This is a genomic window from Mycobacterium sp. (genome assembly GCF_965277065.1).
Lineage (GTDB): Bacteria > Actinomycetota > Actinomycetes > Mycobacteriales > Mycobacteriaceae > Mycobacterium.
Window position 1 is genome coordinate 1515786 of the sequence record NZ_CBDIBT010000019.1, and the last position, 23066, is coordinate 1538851.

Consider the following 23066-nt stretch of genomic DNA (forward strand, 5'->3'; position numbering starts at 1 on the left):
GACCATCGCTGACGATGCGACCCCGGCGGGGAGCTCGGCTGATCCTACTGAGCCCATTGGGCCCGACGGCATCGATCCGTTCCGGCAGCGGCTGCTCGACGGTCTCGCGGCCGCGATCGACGAGCGCGGTTACCGCGCCAGCACAGTCGCCGACATCGTCCGGCACGCCCGCACGTCCAAGCGCACGTTCTACGACCAGTTCGCCAGCAAGGATCAGTGCTTCCACGAGCTGCTGCACGTCAGCGTCGAGCAACTCGGCGAGCACATCCGCAGCGCGGTCGATCTCGCCGCCGACTGGCAGACCCAGATCCGGCAAGCCGTCGAGGCCTACGTCGGGCACATCGAGTCCACGCCAGCGCTCACCTTGAGCTGGATCCGCGAACTGCCGTCACTGGACGCCGCGGCGCGGCCGTCGCAGCGTCGTAACACTCAATTGCTGACCAGCTTGCTGGTGAATTTGAGTGACACGCCCGCATTTTGGAACGCGGACCTGCCGCCGTTGACCCCCGCGAAGGCGGTGATCCTGGTCGGCGGACTGCGTGAGCTGACCGCTCAGGTCGTCGAAGACGGGCACAGTCCGCGCGACATCGTCGAACCCGCCGTGCAGGCCTCGATCGCGTTGCTCGGCTACCGCGCGTGAACCTTAGCCCGCTTGTCGCAACTGCAATTCTTGAATTGATGAATCAACATCGTGGAGCGCGGCGAGTTTGCGCTGACGATCGTCTCTAGACGCTGCGGGAAGGATATTGACACCGCACCAGGCTCAATGCTGCAGCCAGGTGTCCAGGATGGCGGCTGCGTCATTGCCGAGGGTGTCGCGGGCCGTTGCTTGAGCGGTTGACCAGGCCTGTTCGGCTCGGTTCAGCATGTGGCGACCTTCGGTGCTGACGGTCACCGCGAGTGCACGACCGTCAGTGGAGCGCGAGGTCGTGGTGATCCAGCCCTTGCGCTCCAGTAGCGCGACGTTGCGGCTCATCGTGGAGCGCTCTACCGCGCACAGGTCGGCAAGTTGAGCGGGTTTGAGCGGCTGGCCGGCCACGACGAGGGTCGACAGCACCTCCAGTTGTGACACCGAGATCCCGAGTGGGGCCAGGGTGTCGTCGAAGATGGCGTTGATCACACGGTGCAGACGTGCGACGCGCATGCCAAGGCATTGCCCGCGCAGCGTGGTGGCGAAACGTTCCGTTCGAGACCGTTGTTGCATATGCACCTCCTGGCGGTTAGTGTAGCGGTATCAAAAAGATGTATGTACACCAAATGAAGGGCGGCGCTGCCGTGACTGATGTCGACCAATATCTCGACCGCACGGAAGGGTCCCGGCCGTCGTCCATCACGGCGACCGCCGGCGACCAACCGCTGATCCTGGTGACCGGGGCCTCCGGTAAGACCGGGAGGACGGTCGTGCGCACCCTGCGCGAACATGGAGCACGTGTCCGCGCGCTGGTGCACCGCCACGACGCCCGCAGCGACCTGCTGACCCAATGGGGGGCCGAGGTCGTAGCCGCCGATATCTTTGACCCGCTTGCGGTGCGCGCCGCGATGCGCGGGGTGTCGCGGCTGTACTACGTGCCGCATTTTCACCCGCATATGACCGACAGCGCAGTCAACGTCGCCACCGCCGCGCACGCCGAAGGGGTGGAAGCCATCGTGGGCCTGTCACAATGGCTGGCCAGCCCCCTCCACCCGTCGCTGGCCACCCGCCAGACCTGGTTGGTGCAACGCCTCTTCGATATGGTCCCCGCCGCGAGCCACACCGTGGTGCAGCCGGGATACTTCGCTGACAATTACCTGGCCGGGCTGATCGGGTTCGCCGCACAACTCGGCGTCCTGCCGGTCCTGGCCGGTGATCAGCGCAACGCGCCGCCGTCCAACGAGGACATCGGCCGCGTCGCCGCCGCGATCCTGCTCGACCCTCAGCCACACGCCGGGCGACGCTATCGGCCAACCGGGCCGGCGCTGTTGTCCAACACCGACATCGCTGCGATGGTCGGTCACGCACTCGGTCGACGCGTCCGCCCCGCGCCGATGCCGGTGTGGATGATGCTCAAAGCGCTACGGGCCACCGGCGGGCGCGTCGGCTTGGACACCTTCCAGATCAGCCAGATTCGGCACTACTGGACCGAAGGCCAACGCGGTACCTGGGAGGTGCACGCACCCACCACCGATGTCTACGACCTCACCGGACGTTCCCCCGAAGACTTCGCCACCATCGCCGCCCGTTACGCCACACTCCCGCAAGCCCGCCGCACCGCCGGCAACCTCACCCGCGCATTGTGGGACTTCACTCGCATCGGTCTGACCCCGCGTCCAGCACTGGACCGATTCGTGCGCACCCAACAACACCCCCAGCCCCTGACTCCCGAACTGGCCGCCGACTCTGTCATCTGGAAACGCGAACACCGCGAGGAGCAACCGGAGCGCGAACGCAGCGTCATCGACGCGATCGCGAAGGTGGCCCGATGACCGGCCAGCGATACGCGGGCAGCGTTGCCGCGCAGTACGCGACCGGTGGCACCCGCGCCCGCATCGAAGCCGCCCTGCGGGCTGCAGGCAAAGACCTCGATGGTCTTCACCCCAGTGACTTCGCCACCTTCGAAGACTTCCACTCGCTGGGCCGCCTCGGCACGGTCAGTCTGTTAGAGGCCGCCGGTGTCAACGCAGCCGATCACGTGCTCGACGCCGGCAGCGGAATCGGCGGCACCGCGCGGCTGCTCGCCGCCGACCACGGCTGCCGTGTCACCGCAGTCGACCTCACCGACGAGTACTGCGATACCGCACGCTGGCTCAACGACCTCGTCGGGCTCACCGACAACATCGACGTAATCGAAGGCGACATCACCGCACTTCCCTTGCCTGACGCGACTTTCGACCTCATCGTCACCCAGCACGTCCAGATGAACATCGCCGATAAGGCGGGGCTCTATCGTGAAGCTCGCCGCGTGCTGCGGCGCGGCGGCCGCCTCGCACTGTGGGACGTCACCGCTGGCCCCCACCAGCCCATCCACTTCCCGGTGCCGTGGGCCGACACTCCCGAGGGCAGCCACCTCATCACCCCGGACGAGCTGCGCACCACCCTGCAACGCGCCGGCTTCACTATCGACCGATGGAACGACCTCACCGATTTCGCCGTCGCCGCGATGACCCCCGTTTTCGATGCCGCGCCGGATCCACTCGGGCTGCAGCTGCTGGTTCCCGACATCGCCACCAAGGGCAAGACCTTGATCGCCAATGCCCGCGAGGACCGGCTGCGACTCATCCAAGCCGTCGCCACCGCCGCCTAGCCCCAGCGAGACAGCCACCAACCCAGTAACACTCACACCACCTGAGGAAACCATGACCCACTTGCAACCAGCCCGAGTCCCTACTGACGGCGCTGCGTGCTTCTTCGTGGCCGGCGCAGCTGGCGCCACCGGAGCACGGGTAACACGATTACTGCTCGAACGAGGGCATCACGTCCGCGCCTTCGTGCACCGCACTGACGAGCGCTCCGAGGATCTGGCCCGCGCGGGCGCCGACGTCGTCGTCGGCGACCTGCACGATCTCGACGCCGTCACCGCGGCCCTGCAGGGCACCCGGGCCGGCTACTTCGTCTACCCCATCGCCCCCGGACTGATCGAGGCCACCGCGGTGTTCGCCCAGGGCGCCCACGAAGCCGGCCTGGGCGGGATCGTGAACATGTCGCAGATCTCCGCCCGCCGCGACGCCGCCAGCCACGCTGCCCAGCAGCACTGGATCGCCGAACGCCTGCTGGACCGCTCCCCGGTGCCGGTGACCCACTTGAGGCCCACCTTCTTCGCCGAGAACCTGCTGCTGACCGCCACCGATGTCACCGAGCACGGCGCGATCCGGATGCCCATGGGTCAGGGGCGGCACGCCCCCGTCACTGTCGAAGATCAGGCCCACGTCATCGCCGCCATCCTGACTGATCCCAGCCCGCACGCCGGGGCGACCTACCCGCTGTACGGACCGGTAGAGATGGACTTCGCCGACATCGCCCAGGTGTTCTCCACCGTCTTGGGCCGGACCGTCCGCTATGAACCCATCGGCTACGACGAGTTCGCTGACCAACTGACCGCCATCGGCTTCGGCTCCCATCTCATCCAGCACCTGCGCCATGTCTCGCAGGACTTTCAACGCGGCGTATTCGCCGGAACCAACGACGTGGTGCAACGCATCGGCCATAAGACCCCCGTCGCCGTGGCCGAGTTCGTCGACCAGTACCGCGCGATCTTCCAGCCCGTCGCCACCCCGTCGGGCCAACCCTCGTGACCGTGCTGCGACCCCCTCGCCGCCGCGGGGGTACGCACACGCAAACCGGGTCGATCACCATCGCCGCCCCACCAGAAACGGTGTGGGATCTGATCACCACCATCGACACCATCCCAGAGTGGTACGACACCTGGGACACCGCCGAACACGACACCGCCGACCCACGACTACGCGTGGCTACGTCGTTTTCGCTCCTCCGCCACCGTCGCGGCCGCGTCTCCACCTGCTAGTGCCCGATCAGGCTGCGACGCGTTCGCGATCCTTCGGCTCGGCGGCGCTGCGCTCCCTCGGCGGCATGGCCAGCTTGACGATCTTGCGCACCACGGTGCCGAACTGCTTGGGCAGCGAACCCGCGTTGTACGGGATGCCGTAGCGCCGGCAGATCTCCTGAACCTCGGAGGCGATCTCCGAGTACCGCTGGGCCGGCATGTCCGGGAACAAGTGGTGCTCGATCTGGTGCGACAGATGACCCGACAGCAGGTGAAAGAGCTTGCCGCCGGTCAGGTTTGCCGACCCGAGGACCTGCCGGAAATACCACTGGCCGCGTGACTCGCCCGCTGTCTCCTCGACGGTGAATTCCTGTGTGCCGTCCGGGAAGTGGCCGCAGAAGATGATCATGTACGACCACACATTGCGCATCAGGTTGGCAGTCAGGTTGCCGGTGAACACGAACGGCGCGAACGGTCCGGCCAGCAGCGGGAAGGCAACGTAGTCCTTGAGCACCTGCTTGCGAGTCTTACCCCAGATCTCCTGCAGGACTTTGCGTTTGTCAGCCAGCCGGATCTCGCCGGAACGGATGCGCTCGGTTTCCAGCTCGTGCAGCGCTACCCCGTATTGGAACAGCACCATCAGCAGGAAGGCGTAGACCGGGTTGCCCAAGAAGTATGGCTTCCACCGCTGATCCTCGCTCATCCGCAGGATGCCGTAGCCGATGTCGCGGTCCATGCCCACGATGTTGGTGTGGGTGTGGTGCATGTAGTTGTGCGAATGCCGCCACTGGTCGGCCGGGCAGGCGGTGTCCCACTCGAATTCCTGGCCGCGGATCGACGGGTCACGCATCCAGTCGTACTGGCCGTGCATGATGTTGTGGCCGATCTCCATGTTGTCGAGGATCTTCGAGATGCCGAGCATCGCGGTGCCGGCCAACCACGCCGGCGGAAAGATCCCGGCCATCAGCAGGGCGCGGCCGCTGACTTCGAGAGTGCGCTGTGTCTTGATCACGCGGCGGATGTAGTCGGCGTCGCGCTGACCGAGATCGGCCATCACGCGCTCTTTGATCGCGTCGAGTTCAGCGCCGAACGCATCGGCCTGCTCGGGAGTCAGGGTGATCTTGGGCTTGACTGTCTGAGACATGGTGGAGCCTCCTATTTCGCTTATGCGGGTTAAAGAGCGATGTCGACGTCGCCGACGGGAACGGACACGCAGATCTGCACGTCCTCGTCGGGGGCGGTCGATACCGAACCGCTGGTCAGGTTGCGAACCACGCCGCTGGTCTTGCGGCGGGTGCAGGTGTGGCAGATGCCCATTCGGCAACCGTTTGCCGGGCTCAGTCCGGCCGCCTCCGCCTGCTCGAGCAGCGAGCGGCCGTCGTCGGTGACCTCGATGGCGCTGTCCGCGAACGTGACTCGCCCGCCGGACGGCTGGGCTGGCAGGTCCAGCTTGGGCGGAACGAAACTCTCCGATTGCACGTCCGCGCAGTGCTCGCGGACGGCATCGACCAAAGCCGCTGGCCCGCAGGCGAACACCACGTCGGGGTCCGGCATGGCCGCTGCCAGGTGGTCCGCGTCGAACCGGCCGTCGAGATCGCCGCCGGCCGATCGGGTGTAGCCGTGCAGCACCCGCACTCCCGCCAACGCGGCCAGCTCGTCGTGGTAGCAGGCCTCGGCGCGGTTGCGGGCGTAGTGCACGAATGCGATCTCGCCGGTGTGGCCTTCGTTGACCAGCGTGCGCAGCATCGCCAAGACGGGGGTGATCCCGCTACCGCCCGAGACGAACAGGATGCGGCGGGGCCGCTGCGCCGGGAGAACGAAGTCGCCTCCCACTCCGGTGAGCCCGACCACCATGCCGCGACGGGCGTGCTCATACAAGTAGGTCGAGACCACCCCATCGTCGTGCTTTCCGATGGTCAGCTCGAGGTGCGTGGCGCCCTCGGCGTTGGCCGGTGAGTAGCACCGGGTGTGCCGGCGCCCGTCGATCTCGACGGCGACGTTGACGTACTGCCCGGCTGAGATGGCGTCGGTGAACGCGTCGTTGGGCGCCAGAATCAGGGTGACGCTGCGCAGGCTGTCCCGTCGCACGTCGACGACCTTCGCGCGGCCCTCGGCCAGCGTCCAGGCCGGATCCACCTGTTCGGTGTACCGGTCGACACCGTGCGGGCCGGTGAGCAGGCTGAGCAGGTCGGAACCAAGCACCCGCTGCTTCAGAGTTTGAGTGAACATGTGTATACCGTGCGCCCACTAAGTCCAGTTCGTCAAGGGTTTACCCTGGTCTGTGTTAGGCTTCACACAGTGAACAGTCGTGCGCCTAGCTCACGGCCGCACCGATCGAGTCGCGGCCGCAGCCGCGAAGGACCGTCCCGCGAGGAACGCAAAGAAGCGACCCGGCGGGCCATCGTCGCCGCGGCGCTGAAGCTTCTCGACGAACGCAGCTTCAGCGGATTGAGCCTGCGCGAGGTGACGCGCGAAGCGGGCATCGTCCCCGGCGCGTTCTACCGCCACTTCGAGTCGATGGAGTCTCTCGGGCTGGTCCTGATCGACGAGTCGTTCCGGACGTTGCGGGACATGCTGCGAGGTGCCCGCGCCGGCAAGCTCGACCCGAATCGGGTGATCGAGTCATCAGTGGAAATCGTGGTCGCCAGCGTCACCGAGCGTCGCGAACACTGGCGGTTCATCGGCCGCGAACGCTCCAGCGGCGTCACCGTGCTGCGCTACGCGATTCGCACCGAATTACGGCTCGTCACGTCCGAGCTGGCCACCGACCTGGCCCGGTTCCCGGGGCTGAACACCTGGAGCACCGACGATCTGAACGTGTTGGCAATGCTGTTCGTCAACTCGATGATCGTGATCGCCGAGGCGCTCGAGGACGCCCAGGGCCCCGAGTCGATCGAGGAGATCCGCCAAGCTGCGGTCAAGCAACTCCGGATGATCGTGATCGGCATCACCGGCTGGCGCAGCAAGCCTTAAAGGCTCTCCATATTTTTCGCGCAGCGGAGCAAAGCCTTTGCGACACTGGGCCTTTCGTGTGCTGAGATGCCGTGCAGCATCGCCGCTTCGACACCGAACACGGCGTCGTGGGCCGAGCGAAGCCGCCGCGAGCCAACACGCGTGAGCGCCAATGACTGTGCGCGCCCACGAGATTCGGCGGTGGCGTTCTCGACCAACCCCGCGGCGCGCAACCCGGTGAGCATGTCCTGCAGCGACTGCCGGGTCACGAAGCACAGCCGAGCGAGCTCGGCGGCCGAGGCGTCAGGATGTTCGTCCAGCGCCCGCAGCGTCGCGTACTGAGCCATCGAAATGCCAATGGCTTTCAGCGCGGCGTCGCATCGACGCCGCAATCCCTGTTGAACGCGTTTGACCAGATAGCCGATGGAGCGCTCGGCGTCCGACGATTGCATGACAGGAACCTTACACCCATGCTATCCTGTTGCGTCAGGAACCTGACACAAAGGAAAAAGATATGACCACCATCACCGCGCACTCCGACCACGCCACGCTGATGAATGTGTTCACCGTGCAACCTGACCGGGCCCGTGAACTCGCCGACCTGTTGACCGCCGCCACCGAGGACGTCATGCAGCACATCGACGGGTTCATCTCGGCGAACATCCACCTCAGTACGGACGGCACCCGGGTGGTCAACTACGCGCAGTGGCGCAGCGCCGAGGCCATGCACGCAATGCAGCAGAATCCCGTCGCCCGTGAGCACATGGTGAAGTGCGCCGACGTGGCGGACGGCTTCGAGCCGCACCTCTACACCGTCGAGTCCGTGCACGAGGCCTAACCGCCGAGCCATGATGGTGTGATGGGCACTCGACTGCGGGATTTGCTTGGCGGCGCGCTGGGATCGCTACGCTACGAGCCGACCGAGAAACGTCTTCGGCTCTATCTGGACGGCGTGCCGGTCGCCGACACCGTCCACGGCCTGCTGGTGTGGGAGCCACGCCGATTGGTCCCGACGTATGCGGTGCCACACGCCGACTTCGTGGCTCAACTGGAATCGGCCGGGCGGGTCGACGAGCTTGCCGACCTGCCCGTGCTGGTGCCGACGAATCCCTTTGCGGCGCATACCTGTACCGGCGAAATGCTCGACGTCCTCGTCGAGGGTCGGCGATGCCCGTCGGCGGCATTCCGGCCCGACGATCCAGACCTGGCCGGCTTTCTCACCGTCGACTTCAGCGCGTTCGAGTGGCGTGAGGAAGACGAGCCGATCGTCTCGCACCCGCACGACCCGTTCAAACGGCTCGACATCCTCGCCAGCACTCGCCATGTCCGGATCGAGTTGGACGGACGACTGTTGGCCGAGTCGTCGCGGCCGCTGCTGCTGTTCGAGACCTCGCTGCCGACCCGGTTCTACCTTCCACCCGCGGATGTCGTCGTCGATCTCGAGCCGACCGACAGTGTCAGCTACTGCGCCTACAAAGGCCGGGCCACGTATTTCTCGGCGCCGAATGGTCCGGCAGACATCGCATGGACCTACCGCGATCCCCTTCGCGAGGCAGAGCCCGTCCGGGACCACATCGCGTTTTTCAACGAGCGGGTCGACGTCATCGTCGACGGCCAACTCCGGCAGCGGCCCATCACCCCGTTCTCGCACTGACCACAGTGGCCGCCGCATATCCACCCGAGGGCAAGCTGGCCGACATCACCGGCCCGGGCCGCACCGATCGGTGGGGTGTCACGTGCACTGACCTCGGTGCCTCGGTCATCGCGCCGGACGGATCCCTGGTCTCGGTATTCGGCGACACTTTTTCGGGTGAATCTGTCGGACAGGGTGATTGGCGCTCGCCGGTCATCCTCATCGGTACCGGCGATGCCAGCCACCCGATCACCTTTGACCGCGCCGGCGGTGCCGATCCTGAATTCGCCCGACAACTTTGGCGCTACCCGCATCGCACTGGCGGGTCAGGGCGCCCGCGCCGTGGCATCAGCACGGTCATTCCGTCCGACCTGCTGCGGGTGGGTGACGCGCTCTATCTGCACGCGATCGTCAACCGGGGCTTCGGCAACGTGGTCTGGACCGAGATCTGGCGCTCCGACGACGGCGCTGTCTCGTGGCGACGTCGGGGTGACACGTTTTCCGCCACCCTGCACGACGGTCACGCGCAGTGCTGGTCGTGGGATTACGACCCTGTCGACGGCTGGATCTACGTGGCGTCCACCGGATTTCAGCGGGACAAAGGGATCATTCTGCGGCGGGTGCGGCCCGAACATATCGCCGATCGGCGCCAATACTTCGGCTGGGGACGGCGGAAGGGTCTCTGGTCATGGGCCGCGACAGCCACCCCACTGACTCCTATGGGCGAGACCTGGGGTGAGCTGTCACTGCGCCGGCTAAACACCGGCAGATGGGTCCTGGGCGGGTTTCTGTCTTCGGAATACGCACTCGGGTACCGGGTGATGCGCTCGCCCACCGCGGTTCGTGGGGCGCCGCTGCAGCGGCCGGTGATCGGGTCCGGCTGGGACGACGAGGACCATGCCGGTAGCCGGGTGGCGCAACTCTACGGCGGTTACATCCTGCCGGGCTCGCAACTCGACGTGGTGGGCGGCGTCGGACTGGTGGTGTCGCAATGGCATACCGAGAACGGATGGCCTTATCGGGCAATGCAGTTCCGCGCGACGCTGCGTGACACCACGCGTCACCTCTCGACGTTGAACAGCGAGTCGCCGTCCTCGGGGGCTCCGTCGATCTGACCGCGGTGCACCTGAACCGGACGCTCCGGGGGTGGCCCGGTGTTGGGTAGCACGTCCGGCTCTTCGGCGCTGAGCTTGTACTCCAGCGACTCGCCCTCTTCCTCCTCGCGCGCCGTCATCCCGAATCGATTGGCCTCGCTCCAGTCGTCGGGCGGATCGACGACGATGTCGCCGTCGTCGTTACGAAGCTCATCGGAATCGGTCGACTCGCTCGGGCTCAGGGTGTCGTCGTCGGGCATAGCGGTTCGGTTGCCCTGGTGCTCGAACAACTAAACACAAACCAAGGCTGACGCCATGCCTCGAGTGTGCGTTGAGGGCGGACAACCCCGGCGTGTCGTCACCCTGGGCGCACGCTCGACGTGCAAAGGGCATCCTGAGCTGAGCGGTCAGCGGGCTCGCCGCCACATCGCCCACAGCGTCGGTCCATCGGGAATGACGAGTTCGCTGGTGACCTCGAAGCCGAACCGTTCGTAGTACGGCACGTTCTCGCTCTTGCTGGATTCGAGATAGGCGGGGGCGTGTTCGGCGTCGACGCGGTCGAGCCGCGCCTGCATGAGGGCCCGCCCGTAGCCTTTGCCGCGGACCGTGGGGTCGCTGCCGATCACCGCGAGATACCAGTGCGGTTCCTCGGGGTGCTGCGACTTCATCTGATCGAGCAGTTGGATGAGTTTTCGGCCCGTCGCGATACTCAACCCGAATCCGAAAATGAACGACGGCAGCATCATCAGTTGTTCGCGGGTCGACTGCTTCCACCGGCCCGGCGGATCCCACAGGGCCGCCGCGCCGATCGTGGAACCGTCGGTGGCCACCTCCACGCCACCGCCGGCGAGGTGGTGGTGCCGGGCGATCGCCGCGAAGAACTTTCGCTGACGGGCCGCTCGGGCTTTGTCGTCGGGCATGATCCAGACCGACACCGGGTCGTCGTAGAAGGCGCGACCGAGGGCGTGCGAGAGCTCGGTGACGTCGGCTTTGCGCGCCGGACGCGTGGTGATGGTCATCGAAGCCCAGAGTAGTAGCGTCACAGATCGTGTGGGACTTCGAGACGGACCCGGAATACCAGCAGAAACTCGACTGGGTCGAAGAGTTCATGGTCAACGAACTCGAGCCGCTCGACCTGGTGTCGCTCGACCCTTACGACAAGAAGGACGCCGAGACCATGGCGATCCTGCGGCCGCTGCAGCAACAGGTCCGCGATCACGGCCTGTGGGCCGCACACCTGAAACCCGAACTCGGCGGCCAGGGCTATGGCCAGGTCAAGCTGGCGCTGCTCAACGAGATCCTGGGGCGGTCCCGCTGGGCCCCGTCGGTGTTCGGCTCGCAGGCGCCCGACTCCGGCAATGCCGAGATCCTGGCCCTATTCGGCACCCCGGAGCAGAAGACCCGCTACCTGCAGCCGCTGCTCGACGGCGAAATCACCTCCTGCTACTCCATGACCGAACCGCAGGGCGGTTCCGACCCGGGGTTGTTCGTGACGAGCGCGCAGCGCGACGGGGACGACTGGGTGATCAACGGCGAGAAGTGGTTTTCCACCAACGCCCGGCACGCGACGTTCTTCATCGTCATGGCGGTCACCAATCCCGAGGCGCGCACCCGCGACAAGATGTCGCTGTTCATCGTTCCGGCCGGCACACCCGGTGTGGAAATCATCCGCAACGTCGGGGTCGGGACGGAGTCGCACGCCACCCACGGCTACGTCCGTTACGCCGATGTCCGGGTGCCGGCCGACCACATCCTCGGCGGCGAGGGTGAGGCCTTCGCGATCGCGCAGACCCGGCTGGGCGGCGGTCGGATCCATCACGCGATGCGCACGATCGCGCTGGCCCGTCGGGCGTTCGACATGATGTGCGAGCGGGCGGTGTCGCGCCAGACCCGGATGGGACCGCTGTCGAATTTCCAGATGACACAGGAGAAGATCGCCGACAGCTGGATCCAGATCGAGCAGTTCCGGCTGCTGGTGCTGCGGACCGCCTGGCTGATCGACAAGCATCACGACTACCAGAAGGTGCGGCGCGACATCGCCGCGGTCAAGGTCGCGATGCCAACGGTGCTGCACGACGTCGTGCAGCGCGCATTGCACCTGCACGGCGCGCTCGGGGTGTCCAACGAGATGCCGTTCATCAAGATGATGATCGCCGCGGAGTCGCTGGGCATCGCCGACGGCGCCACCGAGCTGCACAAGATGACGGTCGCCCGTCGCACCTTGCGCGAATACCAGCCGGTGTCAACGCCTTTCCCGTCGCAGCATCTGCCCACCCGGCGCGCCGAGGCGCAGGCCCGGTTGGCCGAGCGGCTGGAGCACGCGGTCGCCGAGTTCTAGCTTTCGGCGGTGACGCGGTCGATGTGGGCGAGAAAGTGTTTCAGCACCGCATCGGGCGCTTCGAGTTGCGGCCAATGCCCGATGTCGTCGGCGAGCATCACCACGTCGGCGTGAGGAATCACCTCGGCGTAGCGGCGCGCCATGTGCGCACCGGAATTGGGATCGATCGGCCCGTCGATCAACCGCATCGGCACGTCGGTCTCGCGCATGGCCCGCACCCACCGATTCCGGTGTGTGTGGCGGTCTTTGATGAAGCGTCCGACCTTGTGCAGCACCCGGCGGCCGTCGTTGTAGCCCAGGATCTGGTGGAAAACGTCCATCATGTGCGGGCTCGGTTTGGTGTTCGGGCCGAACATCTCCCGTATCGTCGGCTCCAGCACGCGACGCGACACCGGGCTGTTCTGCAGCGGACTCAGGATGTCGCCCAACGGAGTTCCCGACAAGCAGCTTCTGCGCGGCCCGGGGCGTGTAGGTCTCGACGAACATCCCGCCGTTGAGCCAGGTGATCGAGTCGATACTCAGGCCACCGTAGGCATGCTGGCCAAACTCGTGGCGGGCCAACAGTTCCTGACCCACCGAGTCCCCGAGGTCGTGAGCCAGGATGTGTGCGTGCCGGATACCCAGGTGATGTAGCAGCGCCTCGTGCATGTCGGCGTGATCGTGCACCGAGTACTCGTAGGCAACCGGCTTGGCGGAGAAGCCCATCCCCAGCATGTCCGGTGCGATGACGGTGAACCGCTGCGTCAGCGTCGACCACATCGGTTCCCAGTCAAAGGAATTGAACGGGTATCCGTGGATCAGCAGCAGCGGTGGTCCGCTGCCCTCGACCCGGTAGAAGATCTCGAAGCCGAGGTAGTCGAAGTACAGCCCGGCGTCCAGCCAGGCGGCCAGCCCCGTGTCCATGGCCCGGCCTACGAGATGTAGCGAACGACGCTCTCGGCGACGCACGCCGGTTTGTCGGCACCCTCCACCTCGACGGTGGTCGACACGGTCGCCTGTGTGGCTCCGTTGCCGAGGTCCTCGATGTCGACCAGCGAGCTCTTCGCGCGAACCCGCGAGCCGACCGGGACCGGCGAAGGGAAGCGAACCTTGTTGAGGCCGTAGTTGATTGCGAGTTTGATACCGTTGACCGTGTACATCTGGTGCTGTAGGCGGGGCAGCAGCGCCAGCGTCATGAACCCGTGCGCGATGGTCTTGCCGAACGGGCCTTTGGCCGCCCGTTCCGGGTCGACGTGAATCCACTGGTGATCGCCGGTCGCGTCGGCGAAGAGGTTGACGTCTTCCTGGCTGATCGTCACCCAATCGCTTTCGCCGATGCTTTCGCCCTTGATGGAGGCGAGGTCGGCGACTGAATCGAAGGTGCGCATGGCGTTTCTCTCCCTTGAGTCGGCCCGGCAGCGGAGCTAGCTAGCATCGTGCCACCCGGCGGACTCGGCACGACCACCGGGATGTCGACGGGAGGAGGATGGTCGGGTGAAGCTGCTGCTGCTCGCCGACACCCACGTTCCGCGACGCGCCCGCGATCTGCCGCCGCGGGTGTGGGAGGAGGTCGACCGGGCCGACATAGTGGTGCATGCCGGCGACTGGGTGGTGCCCGAATTGCTCGACACGCTGAGCGCCAGGTCCGCGCGACTGCTGGCCTGCTGGGGCAACAACGACGGGGCAGAGTTGCGGTCGCGATTAGCGGAACGGGCCGACGCGGTGCTCGACGGGCTGCGGTTCACGGTGGTCCACGAGACCGGCGGCAGCGCCGGACGCGACGCCCGCATGTCTGGGCTGTACCCCGAGACCGATGTGCTGGTGTTCGGCCACAGCCACATCCCCTGGGACACCACGACCGGCACCGGTTTGCGGCTGCTGAACCCCGGCTCGCCGACCGATCGGCGGCGGCAGCCGTTCTGCACCTATATGACGGCGAGCGTCGACGACGGCGTGCTGGCGGACGTCGTCTTGCATCGTTTGGAGAAGTAGCTCGCTGCTAGCGCAGACATAGCGTCTACACATTCTTAGCTCGTAAACAGATACAAGTGACCACATTCATCGACCCCGTCAACGAAGTCTCGCGCGTCGTCGGCAGATTCCGGCGGCAACTCCGCCGATCGGCTGAACGCGGCTTCGACTCTGCGCAGCTGACCGAATCGCAGACGGAGTTGCTGTGGCTGGTCGCCCGGCAGCCCGGCATCTCGGTCAGCGCTGCCGCAACGGAGCTGGGGCTGGTCGCCAACACCGCGTCGACGCTGGTCTCCAAGCTGGTGAGCAAGGGGTACCTGGTCCGGACCGCCGACGAAACTGACCGCCGGGTGGGCCAGTTGCGGCTGGCCGGAGCGGCCCAGCACATCGTCGACACCTCGCGCGCGGCCCGTCGCGCCATGCTGGCCGACGTGCTCGAAGAACTCGGCGACGACCAAATCGAGGCTCTGACAAAGGGGTTGGAAGTCCTCGACACCATGACCCGACGACTACAGGAGCGATGACCATGAGCAGAGCGCTGCCGATGGCGGTCGACGGCCGCAACCTGACCTACCGGTACGGCCAGTTCACCGCGGTGGACGACGTGACCTTGCAGGTTCGGCCGGGCGAGACGATGGGCCTGCTCGGGCCCAACGGCGCCGGCAAGACCACGGTCGTGCGGATGCTGACCACGCTGACACCCGTGCAGCAGGGTGAGCTACGCATCTTGGGTCTCGACGCCCGCGACCAGACGACCGACATCCGAAGCAACATCGGCTATGTGCCGCAACAGCTTTCCATCGAGTCGGCGCTGACCGGCCGGCAGAACGTGGCCTGGTTCGCCCGGTTGTACGGTGTCCCCCGCTCGCAGCGATCCGACCGGGTCGACGAGGCGTTGGCCGCCATGGAATTACTCGACGTCGCCGACCGGCTCGCCGGAACGTACTCCGGCGGCATGGTGCGCCGCCTGGAAGTGGCGCAGGCACTGGTCAACCGGCCGTCGCTGCTGGTGCTCGACGAACCGACGGTGGGATTGGACCCGATCGCGCGCGACCGGGTGTGGACCCACGTACTGAACATGCAGAGCCAATTCGGCATGACCGTGCTGTTGACCACCCACTACATGGAAGAAGCCGACGCGCTGTGCGATCGGGTGGCGCTGATGCACCATGGCACGCTTCGTGCCATCGGGACACCGACGAAGCTCAAGTCGACGGTGTCGGCATGCGCGACGCTGGAGGACGTGTTCCGACACTACGCCGCATCAGATTTGTCAGAGCAGCCCCAGAGCTCGGGCTCACTACGTGAAATCCGTTCCAGCAGAAAGGTTGCCAGCCGTGCCGGTTGATAACGCTGTCAAGCCCGCGCCGATAACGCTGACTCGCGCACCGCACGGGTGGCAGCGGGTACCCGCGACGTTGGGTCGGGTCGGCGCGTTCGCGCTGGTGGAGATGCAGAAGCTGCGCCACGATCGCACCGAACTCGTCACCAGGATGGTGCAACCGGCGCTGTGGCTGCTGATCTTCGGCACGACGTTCAGCAAGCTGCACGTCATCAACACCGGGCCGGTGTCATATTTGGCGTTCCTGGCGCCGGGGATCATCGCCCAGTCGGCGTTGTTCATCTCGATCTTCTACGGCATCCAGATCATCTGGGACCGCGACGCCGGAATCCTGGCCAAGTTGATGGTGACGCCGGCCCCGGCGTCCGCGCTGATCACCGGTAAAGCGTTTGCGGCGGGCGTTCGATCGGTGGCCCAGGTCGTCGGCGTGCTGGCGCTGGCCTATCTGATGAGGATCGGCATGACGATCAACCCGCTGCGCATCGTGGCCGCGATGGCCGTGGTGATGCTGGGTTCAGCGTTCTTCGCCTGCCTGTCGATGACGCTGGCCGGGCTGGTGCGCAGCCGCGACCGCCTGATGGGTATCGGCCAGGCCATCACCATGCCGCTGTTCTTCGCCTCCAACGCGCTCTACCCCGTCGACGTGATGCCGGGGTGGCTGCACGCGCTCAGCACCGTCAACCCGCTCAGCTACGAAGTGCACGCATTACGGGCGCTACTCATCGGCACCCCGTTCAACCCGCTGGATATCGTCGTATTGGTTGTTGCGGCAGCTCTTGGAATCGCCACCGCATCAACGCTTTTGCGGCGCCTGGTCAGATAAGTCACGAACACGTAACGACCCGCTGCTGAATTCGATTGAGCAGCGGGTCCTTTCGCGTCGAGTCGCATTCGTTACCCACAGGTGATACTCGAGCCTCAATCGTTAGCGAACCGCGATCCCCCACCCCGCGCCGAGTGACATGGTTGTAGTTACTGGCGTGTTTGACTGCCACAGACAGCTATTCGACCGCGTTTGCGGCAAATAAAAGTTGGGATAGGAGCTATGAAGTTCGCAGAGAAATTCCGCGGTGCGGCAGGAAGTTTGCCGCGCAGGTTGGCAATTGCGACCGTCGGGGCAGCGCTGCTGGCCGGCCTGGTCGGTGCTATCGGAGGCTCGGCGACCGTGGGGGCGTTCTCCAAAAAGGGTCTGCCGGTCGAAACTTTGAACGTCCCATCGGCGTCTATGGGCCACGACATCAGGGTGCAATTCCAGGGCGGCGGACCGCACGCGGTCTACCTGCTCGACGGCTTGCGCGCACAGGACGACTTCAATGGTTGGGACATCAACACTCCGGCGTTCGAGGAGTATTACCAGTCGGGCCTGTCGGTGATCATGCCGATCGGTGGACAGTCCAGCTTCTACAGCGACTGGTACCAGCCGGCGTGCGGCAAGAGCGGTTGCCAGACCTACAAGATGGAAACCTTCATTACCAGGGAGCTTCCCGCATATCTGCAGGCTAACCGAGGCATCTCCCCGAACGGCAATGCCGCGGTGGGTCTTTCGATGTCGGGTGGGTCAGCGATGATCCTGGCCGCGTACTACCCGCAGCAGTTCTCCTACGCCGCATCGCTGTCCGGCTTCTTGAACCCCTCCGAGGGTTGGTGGCCGACGCTGATCGGTCTGTCGATGGGCGACGCGGGCGGCTACAGCGCCTCTAACATGTGGGGTCCGACCAGTGACCCGGCCTGGAAGCGCAACGACGCGATGGTGCAGATCCCCCGCCTGGTGCAGAACAACACCCGCATTTGGGTCTACTGCGGCAACGGCACCCCGAACGAGTTGGGCGGCAACAGCATGCCGGCCAAGTTCCTGGAGCAGTTCACCCTGCGCACCAACGAACAGTTCCGCGACAACTACACCGCTGCGGGTGGCCGCAACGGCACGTTCAACTTCCCGCCCAACGGAACGCATGACTGGGGTTACTGGAACCAGCAACTGGTTGCCATGAAGCCTGACATTCAGCGGACTCTGAGCGCTGCTCAAGGCGCAACCTGATCGACCCACCCATGCATCGGCCGCAGCGTTCCCCCGCGCTGCGGCCGATGTTTTTTGCCGAGATTGAAAAGGTTGCGATCTCGAACGACGATTCGTCGCAACGGTTTACGTGTCGGCACCGGAGGAAAGCTAATCCAGCAGGGCGCGCCGATCCTGATGGAAGTAGGTGTAGCCGGTTGCCAACGTGCACATCGCCGACGAGAAGACCAGCATCCCGGTGCCGTTGACGAACAAGCTCATCACACCGCCGACGGAAGCGCCGACAATGAAGCTACCGAACAGCATGAAATAACCGAACCAATCGGACAGGTTTCCGCCGGCGATATGACGCTCGATGCCCTGACCCATCTTGACCAACGTCCCGGTCACATAGCTCAACGGCACCGACACCTCTCCGTCTTTGACGAATGACGTGTTCAGCGCGCCAATACCGAAGGCCAGCAACATGATCGGCGGGAAGTCGAGCTGACTTTCCGACCAGCCTTCGTCGAACACGTCGACGATGGTGGCGGCCAGCAGACTGAACGTCGCCAGCATCGTCGGCCCGTGCGGGTGCGCCAGCCAGAAATGCCGCCGACACACCGAGGCCACAACGACACCGGCGACGAAGCTCAGCAGCAAAAGTCCGGCCGTCACGGACAACACCACGTCGTCGTTGAAGTAGCCCAGCACGGCGCGTTGCGCATTGCCGGTCATGAACGTGACGAAATACCCGGCGGAGTGGGTGAAGGCCGTGGCTCCGAGCACGCCGGCAAGGACTGCCAGCACATACGAGAGCCGGGCCTCGCTGTCGAAGGTCTCACCAAACATAAAACCATGGTTCCATCGGAACTATCCGCCGTGCCGTGCGGGGGCCGCCTTTCAGGCGCGATTCACATCAGTCTGCTACGAATTTGGCGATCGACCGCAGCGGGATAGGCAGCCAGCCGGGCCGGTGCCGAGACTCGTAACCCGCCTCGTACACAGCCTTGTCCAGTTCGTAGGCTGCCAGCACCAATCCGGAATCACGGGGGTCCACGCCCGATGCCGCCGCGTATCCGTCGCAGAACGCTGTTCGGTTGCGCTGCACCCACTCTCGAGCACGCGCCGCCAACATTTTGTCCGCCGACTGGTCGACCAGCGGCCCATACGCGGCGTAATCGAACGACCGCAACACACCGGCCACGTCCCGCAGCGGGGAGTCCGGCGCGCGTCGCTCGTCCACCGGTTGGCCCGGTTCACCTTCGAAATCGATCAGCACCCAGGTCTCCGGCGTGCGCAGCACCTGGCCCAGATGCAGGTCGCCATGCACCCGCTGCACGGTGATGGTCTGGTCAACCATTTTCTGAAAGCGCTGGCCGATCGCCGGCACGTACTGCTCGAGCTCGGAGACCGCCGCGGCGGCCGAATCCAGGCGGGCCAGCACGGTGTCGACAGGGAACGGGGCCTGCGAGGTGCCGAGCGCTTCGGCGAGTCCGGCGTGCACCGACGCGACGGCTTCGCCGAGGCGATAGGACTCGCCGGCGAAGTCGCCGCCGACCTCGTAGGCGTACAGGTCACCTTCGGCGAACAGGTCGCGAACACTGGCGGTGGCCATCGCCCAGCCCTCGGCTGCGTTGCCCTCGTACTCGGTGGCCATGCCCAGCGGGCAGCTGGCGTCGGCGTCACCTGCTGTCAGTTCATAGGTGCCCAACAGGCGGGCCACGTGCGGGTTTTCGGCCCGGCCGAGAATTCGGTTGAGCTCGATGTCGGGGTTGACACCGGGGCTGACGCGGCGGAACACCTTGAAGATGGCGTCGCGATCGAAGATCACGCTGGTGTTGCTCTGCTCGGCGTCCGACACCCGCGGATAGGCGTTCAGCGGCAGGGTGACGTTGGGTTCCTTGCTGAACGACACGCCTTCCCGGGTGGCCGACGAGTCGACCAGCGACAGCAGAAACGCGGCCGCGTCCGGGTCGTACAGCGCGTCGAAGCCGACCCGGCCGCCGTCAGCGCCGATGGTGGCGACCGTATTGAACTCGCTGGGCGGCTCGGAATCCCAGCCGACGATCACCTGGTAGCGCTCGGCCGAGCCGTCGGTGTAGACGACGTCCACCAGCGTCAGATCCAGATTGTCGCGCAGACCCACCACCAGACCCGGCTCAGCGGACGCCAGTTCGCGGCTGCGGCCGGCGTACCAGCGCTGCTGCGGAAGCCATTCTGACCACGGCAGATTCATTGCGACTCCTCAGACCCGCACAGCTGGAACCAGTAGAACCCGTGTCCCGGCAGTGTCAGCATGTAGGGCAGGTGGCCGATGCGCGGAAACTCGACGTGTCCGGTGAGCTCGATCGGTGTGTGGCCGCTCCAATGTTGCAGGTTCAGTTCGAGGGGCTGAGGGAAACGCGACAGGTTGTTGACGCAGAGCACGGTGTCGCCGTCATTTGGCAGCTGGCGCAGGAAGGCCAGTACCGACGGGTTGGAGCCGCCGAGTTCTTCGAAGCTCCCGATGGCGAATGCCTTGTGCCGGCGGCGCACCGCGAGCATCATCCGGGTGAAGTTCAGCAGCGACGTCGAGGTGTCGCGCTGGGCTTCGACGTTGACGGCCTGATACCCGTAGACCGAGTCCTGGCTGGGGGGCAGGAACAGCCGACCGGGATTGGCCTTGGAGAAGCCGGCGTTGCGGTCCGGCGTCCACTGCATCGGCGTCCGGACCCCGTCGCGGTCACCGAGCCAGATCACGTCGCCCATGCCGATCTCGTCGCCGTAGTAGAGCACCGGCGATCCGGGCAGCGACAGCAGCAGCGCGGTGAACAGCTCGATCTGGTTGCGGTCATTGTCCAGCAGCGGCGCCAGCCGGCGGCGGATCCCGACGTTGGCCTTCATCCGTGGGTCTTTGGCGTACTCGGAGTACATGTAGTCGCGCTCTTCGTCGCTGACCATCTCCAGGGTCAGCTCGTCGTGGTTACGCAGAAAGATCCCCCATTGCGCCATGTCGGGAATCTGCGGCGTCTGCCCGAGAATCTCGGAGATCGGGAAGCGCGACTCGCGCCGGACCGCCATGAAGATGCGGGGCATCAGCGGGAAGTGAAACGCCATGTGACACTCGTCGCCGCCGGTGCTGGCATCGCCGAAGTATTCGACGACGTCCGCGGGCCACTGGTTGGCCTCAGCCAGCAATACCCGGCCGGGGAACTCGTCGTCGACGACCTTGCGGACCCGTTTGAGGAAGGCATGCGTCTCGGGCAGGTTCTCGCAGTTGGTGCCCTCGCGCTCGAACAAATAGGGCACCGCGTCCAGCCGGAACCCGTCGATCCCGAGGTCGAGCCAGAAGCGCAGCACGTCGATCATGGCTTCCTGTACGGCCGGGTTGTCGTAGTTCAGGTCGGGCTGGTGGGAAAAGAATCGGTGCCAGTAGAACTGCTTGCGCACCGAGTCGAAGGTCCAATTCGACTCTTCGGTGTCGACGAAGATGATCCGCGCATCGGTGTACTTCTCGCTGGTGTCGCTCCAGACATAGAAGTCGCCGTACGGGCCTTCGGGGTCGTGACGTGATTCCTGGAACCAGGGGTGTGAGTCTGAGGTGTGGTTCATCACGAGGTCGGTGATGACCCGAATGCCGCGCTCGTGCGCAGCGTTGAGCAGCGCCACGAAATCCTCGACGGCGCCGAACTCGGGGAGAACTTTGTAGAAGTCCCGAATGTCGTAGCCGCCGTCGCGAAGCGGTGAGTCGTAGAACGGCGGCAGCCAGATGCAGTCGATGCCGAGCCACTGCAGATAGTCCAACCGTTGCAGCAATCCGCGAAGATCTCCGGAGCCATCGGCGTCGCCGTCCAGGAAAGCCCGGACCAGCACCTCGTAGAACACCGCGTGCTTGAACCAGGTCGGATCAGCGGGCAGCGATTTGGCCTCGGTGAACTCGTCGGCGTTGGGATGTTCGACCACGCCGCCTTCGACGTGACTACCCGCCGCGGGGTCGTGCTCGGACGAGTGTTCTCTGTCCCTGGTCAAGTCCACGACCTTACACGTACCCGAGGCGCGACATCGAAAACCTTATGCGCCAAACGAATTGAGCGCGACTGTTGAGCTGCGGCCTTAAGGCATCAGCCGGGCGGGCCGTCTCCCAGCTGCACGTCGATGTCGCGGCCCCTCAGCCCCACGCTGACGTGGTCGCCGGGGTGGTGCTGATCGAGGATGTTCGTCAGTGCGGTGGCCGAGTTGACCGGCTGACCGTTGATCGCGGTGACCACGTCACCCGGGGCGAGCCCGGCCGCGGCGGCGGGTCCGGTCGGAATCACCTGGCGGACGATCGCGCCTCCGCCACCCGGGGCGTCGTTGACTCCGACGCCGAGGAATGCCGTCGGACCGATGTGCACGCTCGGCGACGAGGCGCCGGCGCGGATCTGCCCGGCGATGGCCATCGCCTCGTTGATCGGGATCGCGAAGCCCTGGCCGCGGCCGAGGTGGAAGTTCTGCGATGCGGCGGTGTTCATGCCGATCACCTGGTTGGCGGAGTTGACCGTTGGGCCGCCCGAATCGCCCGGGCGGATGTTCGCGTCGATCTGGATCAACCCGACCAGTGTCTCGGTGCTGCCGGTCAGCGCGTCGTTCGCCGATACCGTCTGGTTCAGCGCCGCGACCCGCCCGGGCTCCACACTCGGCGCTCCACCGACACCACCGGCGTTACCCAGCGACACCACCGGCTCGCCGACGCTGATGCCGTCGGAGTTGCCGATGTTGGCCGCCGGCAGCCCGCCGCCCGCGAGCTGCAGCACAGCGATGTCGTGCTGGCGGTCGAAACCGATCACGCTGGCCGGGAAGGTCTGGCCATTCGCGATGGACCGCGCGGTGAGGTCGGTCGCGCCGGCGACCACGTGGTTGTTGGTCAAGATGACGCTGGGGTCGATCACGATGCCGGTCCCGGCGCCAACGGCGCTCTGATACCCCAGCTTGGCGTCGATGTCGACGATCTGGGGGCCTACCTGCGCGGCCGCGCTGGCGGCATCCCGCGGCGGGGGCGGCATCACGGGCGACGCGTTCGCGGGCACCGTGGCCAGACCAAGTCCTGCCGCTGCCAACAGACTGAGCAAGCTCAGCGACCTCCGCGGTTTGCGGCGGTGCGATCCGCTCATCCCTTCACCTCCTGCGTGAGTTCCAGCCCGGATTAACCAGAAATGTCGCCACGGGTAAGTGACGACGACACAACGTGGTTCATCTAACCGTAGCGTGCGTCGCTGAAACGGGCATATCGACGATTGGTGCATGTGCCAGTGGACGGTAGCT

General features: G+C 65.6%; 26 protein-coding genes and 1 pseudogene. 15 read left to right on the top strand and 12 right to left on the bottom strand.

Translation table 11 applies throughout. The features are described 5' to 3' along the window. The first annotated feature begins 55 nt into the window (after nt 1–55). On the top strand, nt 56–640 hold the full coding sequence (locus ACQY5A_RS24575) for a TetR/AcrR family transcriptional regulator (protein WP_428343325.1): 585 nt from the start codon (nt 56–58) through the stop codon (nt 638–640). A gap of 123 nt (nt 641–763) precedes the next feature. Here the strand turns inward: ACQY5A_RS24575 and ACQY5A_RS24580 are convergent, their stop codons facing one another. Further along, nucleotides 764–1204 (bottom strand): MarR family winged helix-turn-helix transcriptional regulator, encoded by a 441-nt coding sequence (locus ACQY5A_RS24580; protein WP_428342853.1) that lies wholly within the window; start codon nt 1202–1204, stop codon nt 764–766. Nucleotides 1205–1275: 71 nt separating this feature from the next. Between ACQY5A_RS24580 and ACQY5A_RS24585 the strand changes: the two genes are divergently transcribed. The 4 genes from ACQY5A_RS24585 to ACQY5A_RS24600 are packed head-to-tail and all read left to right on the top strand — an operon-like array spanning nt 1276 to nt 4499. Continuing rightward, nucleotides 1276–2463 (top strand): NmrA family NAD(P)-binding protein, encoded by a 1188-nt coding sequence (locus ACQY5A_RS24585; protein ID WP_428342854.1) that lies wholly within the window; start codon nt 1276–1278, stop codon nt 2461–2463. Further along, a complete protein-coding gene (locus tag ACQY5A_RS24590; protein ID WP_428342855.1) occupies nt 2460–3281 on the top strand; it encodes a class I SAM-dependent methyltransferase in 822 nt (273 codons plus the stop codon). The genes ACQY5A_RS24585 and ACQY5A_RS24590 overlap by 4 nt, the downstream gene beginning before the upstream one ends. A 52-nt stretch (nt 3282–3333) precedes the next feature. Beyond that, on the top strand, nt 3334–4269 hold the full coding sequence (locus tag ACQY5A_RS24595; protein ID WP_428342856.1) for an NmrA family NAD(P)-binding protein: 936 nt from the start codon (nt 3334–3336) through the stop codon (nt 4267–4269). A gap of 2 nt (nt 4270–4271) precedes the next feature. After that, nucleotides 4272–4499 (top strand): SRPBCC family protein, encoded by a 228-nt coding sequence (locus ACQY5A_RS24600; protein ID WP_428342857.1) that lies wholly within the window; start codon nt 4272–4274, stop codon nt 4497–4499. A 7-nt stretch (nt 4500–4506) separates the two neighbouring features. On the opposite strand, the gene ACQY5A_RS24605 is transcribed toward ACQY5A_RS24600, so the two are convergent. Then, nucleotides 4507–5622 carry a fatty acid desaturase family protein gene (locus ACQY5A_RS24605; RefSeq protein WP_428342858.1) on the bottom strand — a complete coding sequence of 372 codons (1116 nt, stop codon included), beginning with the start codon at nt 5620–5622 and terminating at the stop codon, nt 4507–4509. A 29-nt stretch (nt 5623–5651) separates the two neighbouring features. Next, nucleotides 5652–6707, bottom strand: a complete 1056-nt coding sequence (locus ACQY5A_RS24610) for a ferredoxin reductase (protein ID WP_428342859.1) — start codon at nt 6705–6707, stop codon at nt 5652–5654. 69 nt (nt 6708–6776) lie between these two features. Between ACQY5A_RS24610 and ACQY5A_RS24615 the strand changes: the two genes are divergently transcribed. Continuing rightward, complete coding sequence (locus ACQY5A_RS24615) at nt 6777–7451, top strand: TetR family transcriptional regulator (RefSeq protein ID WP_428342860.1); 675 nt, start codon at nt 6777–6779, stop codon at nt 7449–7451. On the opposite strand, the gene ACQY5A_RS24620 is transcribed toward ACQY5A_RS24615, so the two are convergent. Beyond that, the gene (locus ACQY5A_RS24620) at nt 7448–7882 is read right to left on the bottom strand and encodes a MarR family winged helix-turn-helix transcriptional regulator (protein ID WP_428342861.1); all 435 of its coding nucleotides are present in this window, start codon (nt 7880–7882) and stop codon (nt 7448–7450) included. The two genes, ACQY5A_RS24615 and ACQY5A_RS24620, sit on opposite strands and share 4 nt — an antisense overlap. Nucleotides 7883–7944: 62 nt before the next feature. Between ACQY5A_RS24620 and ACQY5A_RS24625 the strand changes: the two genes are divergently transcribed. From ACQY5A_RS24625 to ACQY5A_RS24635, 3 genes are read left to right on the top strand one after another with little or no spacing between them, the layout of a single operon-like run. Next, the gene (locus tag ACQY5A_RS24625; RefSeq protein ID WP_428342862.1) at nt 7945–8268 is read left to right on the top strand and encodes an antibiotic biosynthesis monooxygenase family protein; all 324 of its coding nucleotides are present in this window, start codon (nt 7945–7947) and stop codon (nt 8266–8268) included. Between the two features lie 21 nt (nt 8269–8289). After that, on the top strand, nt 8290–9084 hold the full coding sequence (locus ACQY5A_RS24630; protein WP_428342863.1) for a DUF427 domain-containing protein: 795 nt from the start codon (nt 8290–8292) through the stop codon (nt 9082–9084). A gap of 5 nt (nt 9085–9089) precedes the next feature. Continuing rightward, nucleotides 9090–10178, top strand: a complete 1089-nt coding sequence (locus ACQY5A_RS24635) for a DUF4185 domain-containing protein (RefSeq protein WP_428342864.1) — start codon at nt 9090–9092, stop codon at nt 10176–10178. On the opposite strand, the gene ACQY5A_RS24640 is transcribed toward ACQY5A_RS24635, so the two are convergent. Together ACQY5A_RS24640 and ACQY5A_RS24645 are read right to left on the bottom strand one after the other, a co-directional pair. Beyond that, entirely contained in the window at nt 10124–10417 is a 294-nt protein-coding gene (locus ACQY5A_RS24640) for a hypothetical protein (protein ID WP_428342865.1), read from the bottom strand. The genes ACQY5A_RS24635 and ACQY5A_RS24640 overlap by 55 nt on opposite strands. A 147-nt stretch (nt 10418–10564) precedes the next feature. Beyond that, nucleotides 10565–11176: a GNAT family N-acetyltransferase gene (locus ACQY5A_RS24645; protein ID WP_428342866.1), complete on the bottom strand. Its 612-nt coding sequence runs from the start codon at nt 11174–11176 to the stop codon at nt 10565–10567. Between the two features lie 26 nt (nt 11177–11202). On the opposite strand from ACQY5A_RS24645, the gene ACQY5A_RS24650 reads away from it, so the two are divergent. Next, on the top strand, nt 11203–12495 hold the full coding sequence (locus ACQY5A_RS24650) for an acyl-CoA dehydrogenase family protein (RefSeq protein ID WP_428343326.1): 1293 nt from the start codon (nt 11203–11205) through the stop codon (nt 12493–12495). On the opposite strand, the pseudogene ACQY5A_RS24655 reads toward ACQY5A_RS24650, so the two are convergent. Further along, a pseudogene (locus tag ACQY5A_RS24655) lies at nt 12492–13398 on the bottom strand (alpha/beta fold hydrolase). The gene ACQY5A_RS24650 and the pseudogene ACQY5A_RS24655 overlap by 4 nt on opposite strands. 8 nt (nt 13399–13406) lie before the next feature. Then, nucleotides 13407–13862, bottom strand: coding sequence for a MaoC family dehydratase (locus tag ACQY5A_RS24660; protein WP_428342867.1), 456 nt, complete (start codon nt 13860–13862; stop codon nt 13407–13409). 106 nt (nt 13863–13968) lie between these two features. Here ACQY5A_RS24660 and ACQY5A_RS24665 point away from each other — a divergent pair, with 106 nt between their 5' ends. The 5 genes from ACQY5A_RS24665 to ACQY5A_RS24685 all read left to right on the top strand — a co-directional run bounded on the left by ACQY5A_RS24665 (nt 13969) and on the right by ACQY5A_RS24685 (nt 17825). After that, nucleotides 13969–14466 carry a metallophosphoesterase family protein gene (locus tag ACQY5A_RS24665; RefSeq protein ID WP_428342868.1) on the top strand — a complete coding sequence of 166 codons (498 nt, stop codon included), beginning with the start codon at nt 13969–13971 and terminating at the stop codon, nt 14464–14466. Between the two features lie 56 nt (nt 14467–14522). Next, nucleotides 14523–14969: a MarR family winged helix-turn-helix transcriptional regulator gene (locus ACQY5A_RS24670; RefSeq protein WP_428342869.1), complete on the top strand. Its 447-nt coding sequence runs from the start codon at nt 14523–14525 to the stop codon at nt 14967–14969. Between the two features lie 2 nt (nt 14970–14971). Next, on the top strand, nt 14972–15793 hold the full coding sequence (locus ACQY5A_RS24675) for an ATP-binding cassette domain-containing protein (RefSeq protein ID WP_428342870.1): 822 nt from the start codon (nt 14972–14974) through the stop codon (nt 15791–15793). Next, on the top strand, nt 15783–16610 hold the full coding sequence (locus ACQY5A_RS24680; protein WP_428342871.1) for an ABC transporter permease: 828 nt from the start codon (nt 15783–15785) through the stop codon (nt 16608–16610). The genes ACQY5A_RS24675 and ACQY5A_RS24680 overlap by 11 nt, the downstream gene beginning before the upstream one ends. 222 nt (nt 16611–16832) lie before the next feature. Continuing rightward, on the top strand, nt 16833–17825 hold the full coding sequence (locus tag ACQY5A_RS24685) for an esterase family protein (protein ID WP_428342872.1): 993 nt from the start codon (nt 16833–16835) through the stop codon (nt 17823–17825). A gap of 129 nt (nt 17826–17954) precedes the next feature. Here the strand turns inward: ACQY5A_RS24685 and ACQY5A_RS24690 are convergent, their stop codons facing one another. From ACQY5A_RS24690 to ACQY5A_RS24705, 4 genes are all read right to left on the bottom strand, one after another. Beyond that, nucleotides 17955–18635, bottom strand: a complete 681-nt coding sequence (locus ACQY5A_RS24690) for a YoaK family protein (RefSeq protein ID WP_428342873.1) — start codon at nt 18633–18635, stop codon at nt 17955–17957. A 67-nt stretch (nt 18636–18702) separates the two neighbouring features. Then, nucleotides 18703–20022 carry a maltokinase N-terminal cap-like domain-containing protein gene (locus ACQY5A_RS24695; RefSeq protein ID WP_428342874.1) on the bottom strand — a complete coding sequence of 440 codons (1320 nt, stop codon included), beginning with the start codon at nt 20020–20022 and terminating at the stop codon, nt 18703–18705. After that, nucleotides 20019–21794 (bottom strand): maltose alpha-D-glucosyltransferase, encoded by a 1776-nt coding sequence (gene treS / locus ACQY5A_RS24700; protein ID WP_428342875.1) that lies wholly within the window; start codon nt 21792–21794, stop codon nt 20019–20021. Before treS ends, ACQY5A_RS24695 begins: the two co-directional genes overlap by 4 nt. Nucleotides 21795–21886: 92 nt before the next feature. Continuing rightward, entirely contained in the window at nt 21887–22915 is a 1029-nt protein-coding gene (locus ACQY5A_RS24705) for a S1C family serine protease (RefSeq protein ID WP_428342876.1), read from the bottom strand. Nucleotides 22916–23066: the final 151 nt, after the last annotated feature.

Bases quoted from the DNA above. Each gene is read 5' to 3' on its own strand.
- ACQY5A_RS24580 (WP_428342853.1), bottom strand. From the start codon at position 1,204: ATGCAACAACGGTCTCGAACGGAACGTTTCGCCACCACGCTGCGCGGG.
- ACQY5A_RS24590 (WP_428342855.1), top strand. From the start codon at position 2,460: ATGACCGGCCAGCGATACGCGGGCAGCGTTGCCGCGCAGTACGCGACC.
- ACQY5A_RS24595 (WP_428342856.1), top strand. From the start codon at position 3,334: ATGACCCACTTGCAACCAGCCCGAGTCCCTACTGACGGCGCTGCGTGC.
- ACQY5A_RS24605 (WP_428342858.1), bottom strand. From the start codon at position 5,622: ATGTCTCAGACAGTCAAGCCCAAGATCACCCTGACTCCCGAGCAGGCC.
- ACQY5A_RS24610 (WP_428342859.1), bottom strand. From the start codon at position 6,707: ATGTTCACTCAAACTCTGAAGCAGCGGGTGCTTGGTTCCGACCTGCTC.
- ACQY5A_RS24620 (WP_428342861.1), bottom strand. From the start codon at position 7,882: ATGCAATCGTCGGACGCCGAGCGCTCCATCGGCTATCTGGTCAAACGC.
- ACQY5A_RS24625 (WP_428342862.1), top strand. From the start codon at position 7,945: ATGACCACCATCACCGCGCACTCCGACCACGCCACGCTGATGAATGTG.
- ACQY5A_RS24630 (WP_428342863.1), top strand. From the start codon at position 8,290: ATGGGCACTCGACTGCGGGATTTGCTTGGCGGCGCGCTGGGATCGCTA.
- ACQY5A_RS24640 (WP_428342865.1), bottom strand. From the start codon at position 10,417: ATGCCCGACGACGACACCCTGAGCCCGAGCGAGTCGACCGATTCCGAT.
- ACQY5A_RS24645 (WP_428342866.1), bottom strand. From the start codon at position 11,176: ATGACCATCACCACGCGTCCGGCGCGCAAAGCCGACGTCACCGAGCTC.
- ACQY5A_RS24660 (WP_428342867.1), bottom strand. From the start codon at position 13,862: ATGCGCACCTTCGATTCAGTCGCCGACCTCGCCTCCATCAAGGGCGAA.
- ACQY5A_RS24675 (WP_428342870.1), top strand. From the start codon at position 14,972: ATGAGCAGAGCGCTGCCGATGGCGGTCGACGGCCGCAACCTGACCTAC.
- ACQY5A_RS24685 (WP_428342872.1), top strand. From the start codon at position 16,833: ATGAAGTTCGCAGAGAAATTCCGCGGTGCGGCAGGAAGTTTGCCGCGC.
- ACQY5A_RS24690 (WP_428342873.1), bottom strand. From the start codon at position 18,635: ATGTTTGGTGAGACCTTCGACAGCGAGGCCCGGCTCTCGTATGTGCTG.
- ACQY5A_RS24695 (WP_428342874.1), bottom strand. From the start codon at position 20,022: ATGAATCTGCCGTGGTCAGAATGGCTTCCGCAGCAGCGCTGGTACGCC.
- ACQY5A_RS24705 (WP_428342876.1), bottom strand. From the start codon at position 22,915: ATGAGCGGATCGCACCGCCGCAAACCGCGGAGGTCGCTGAGCTTGCTC.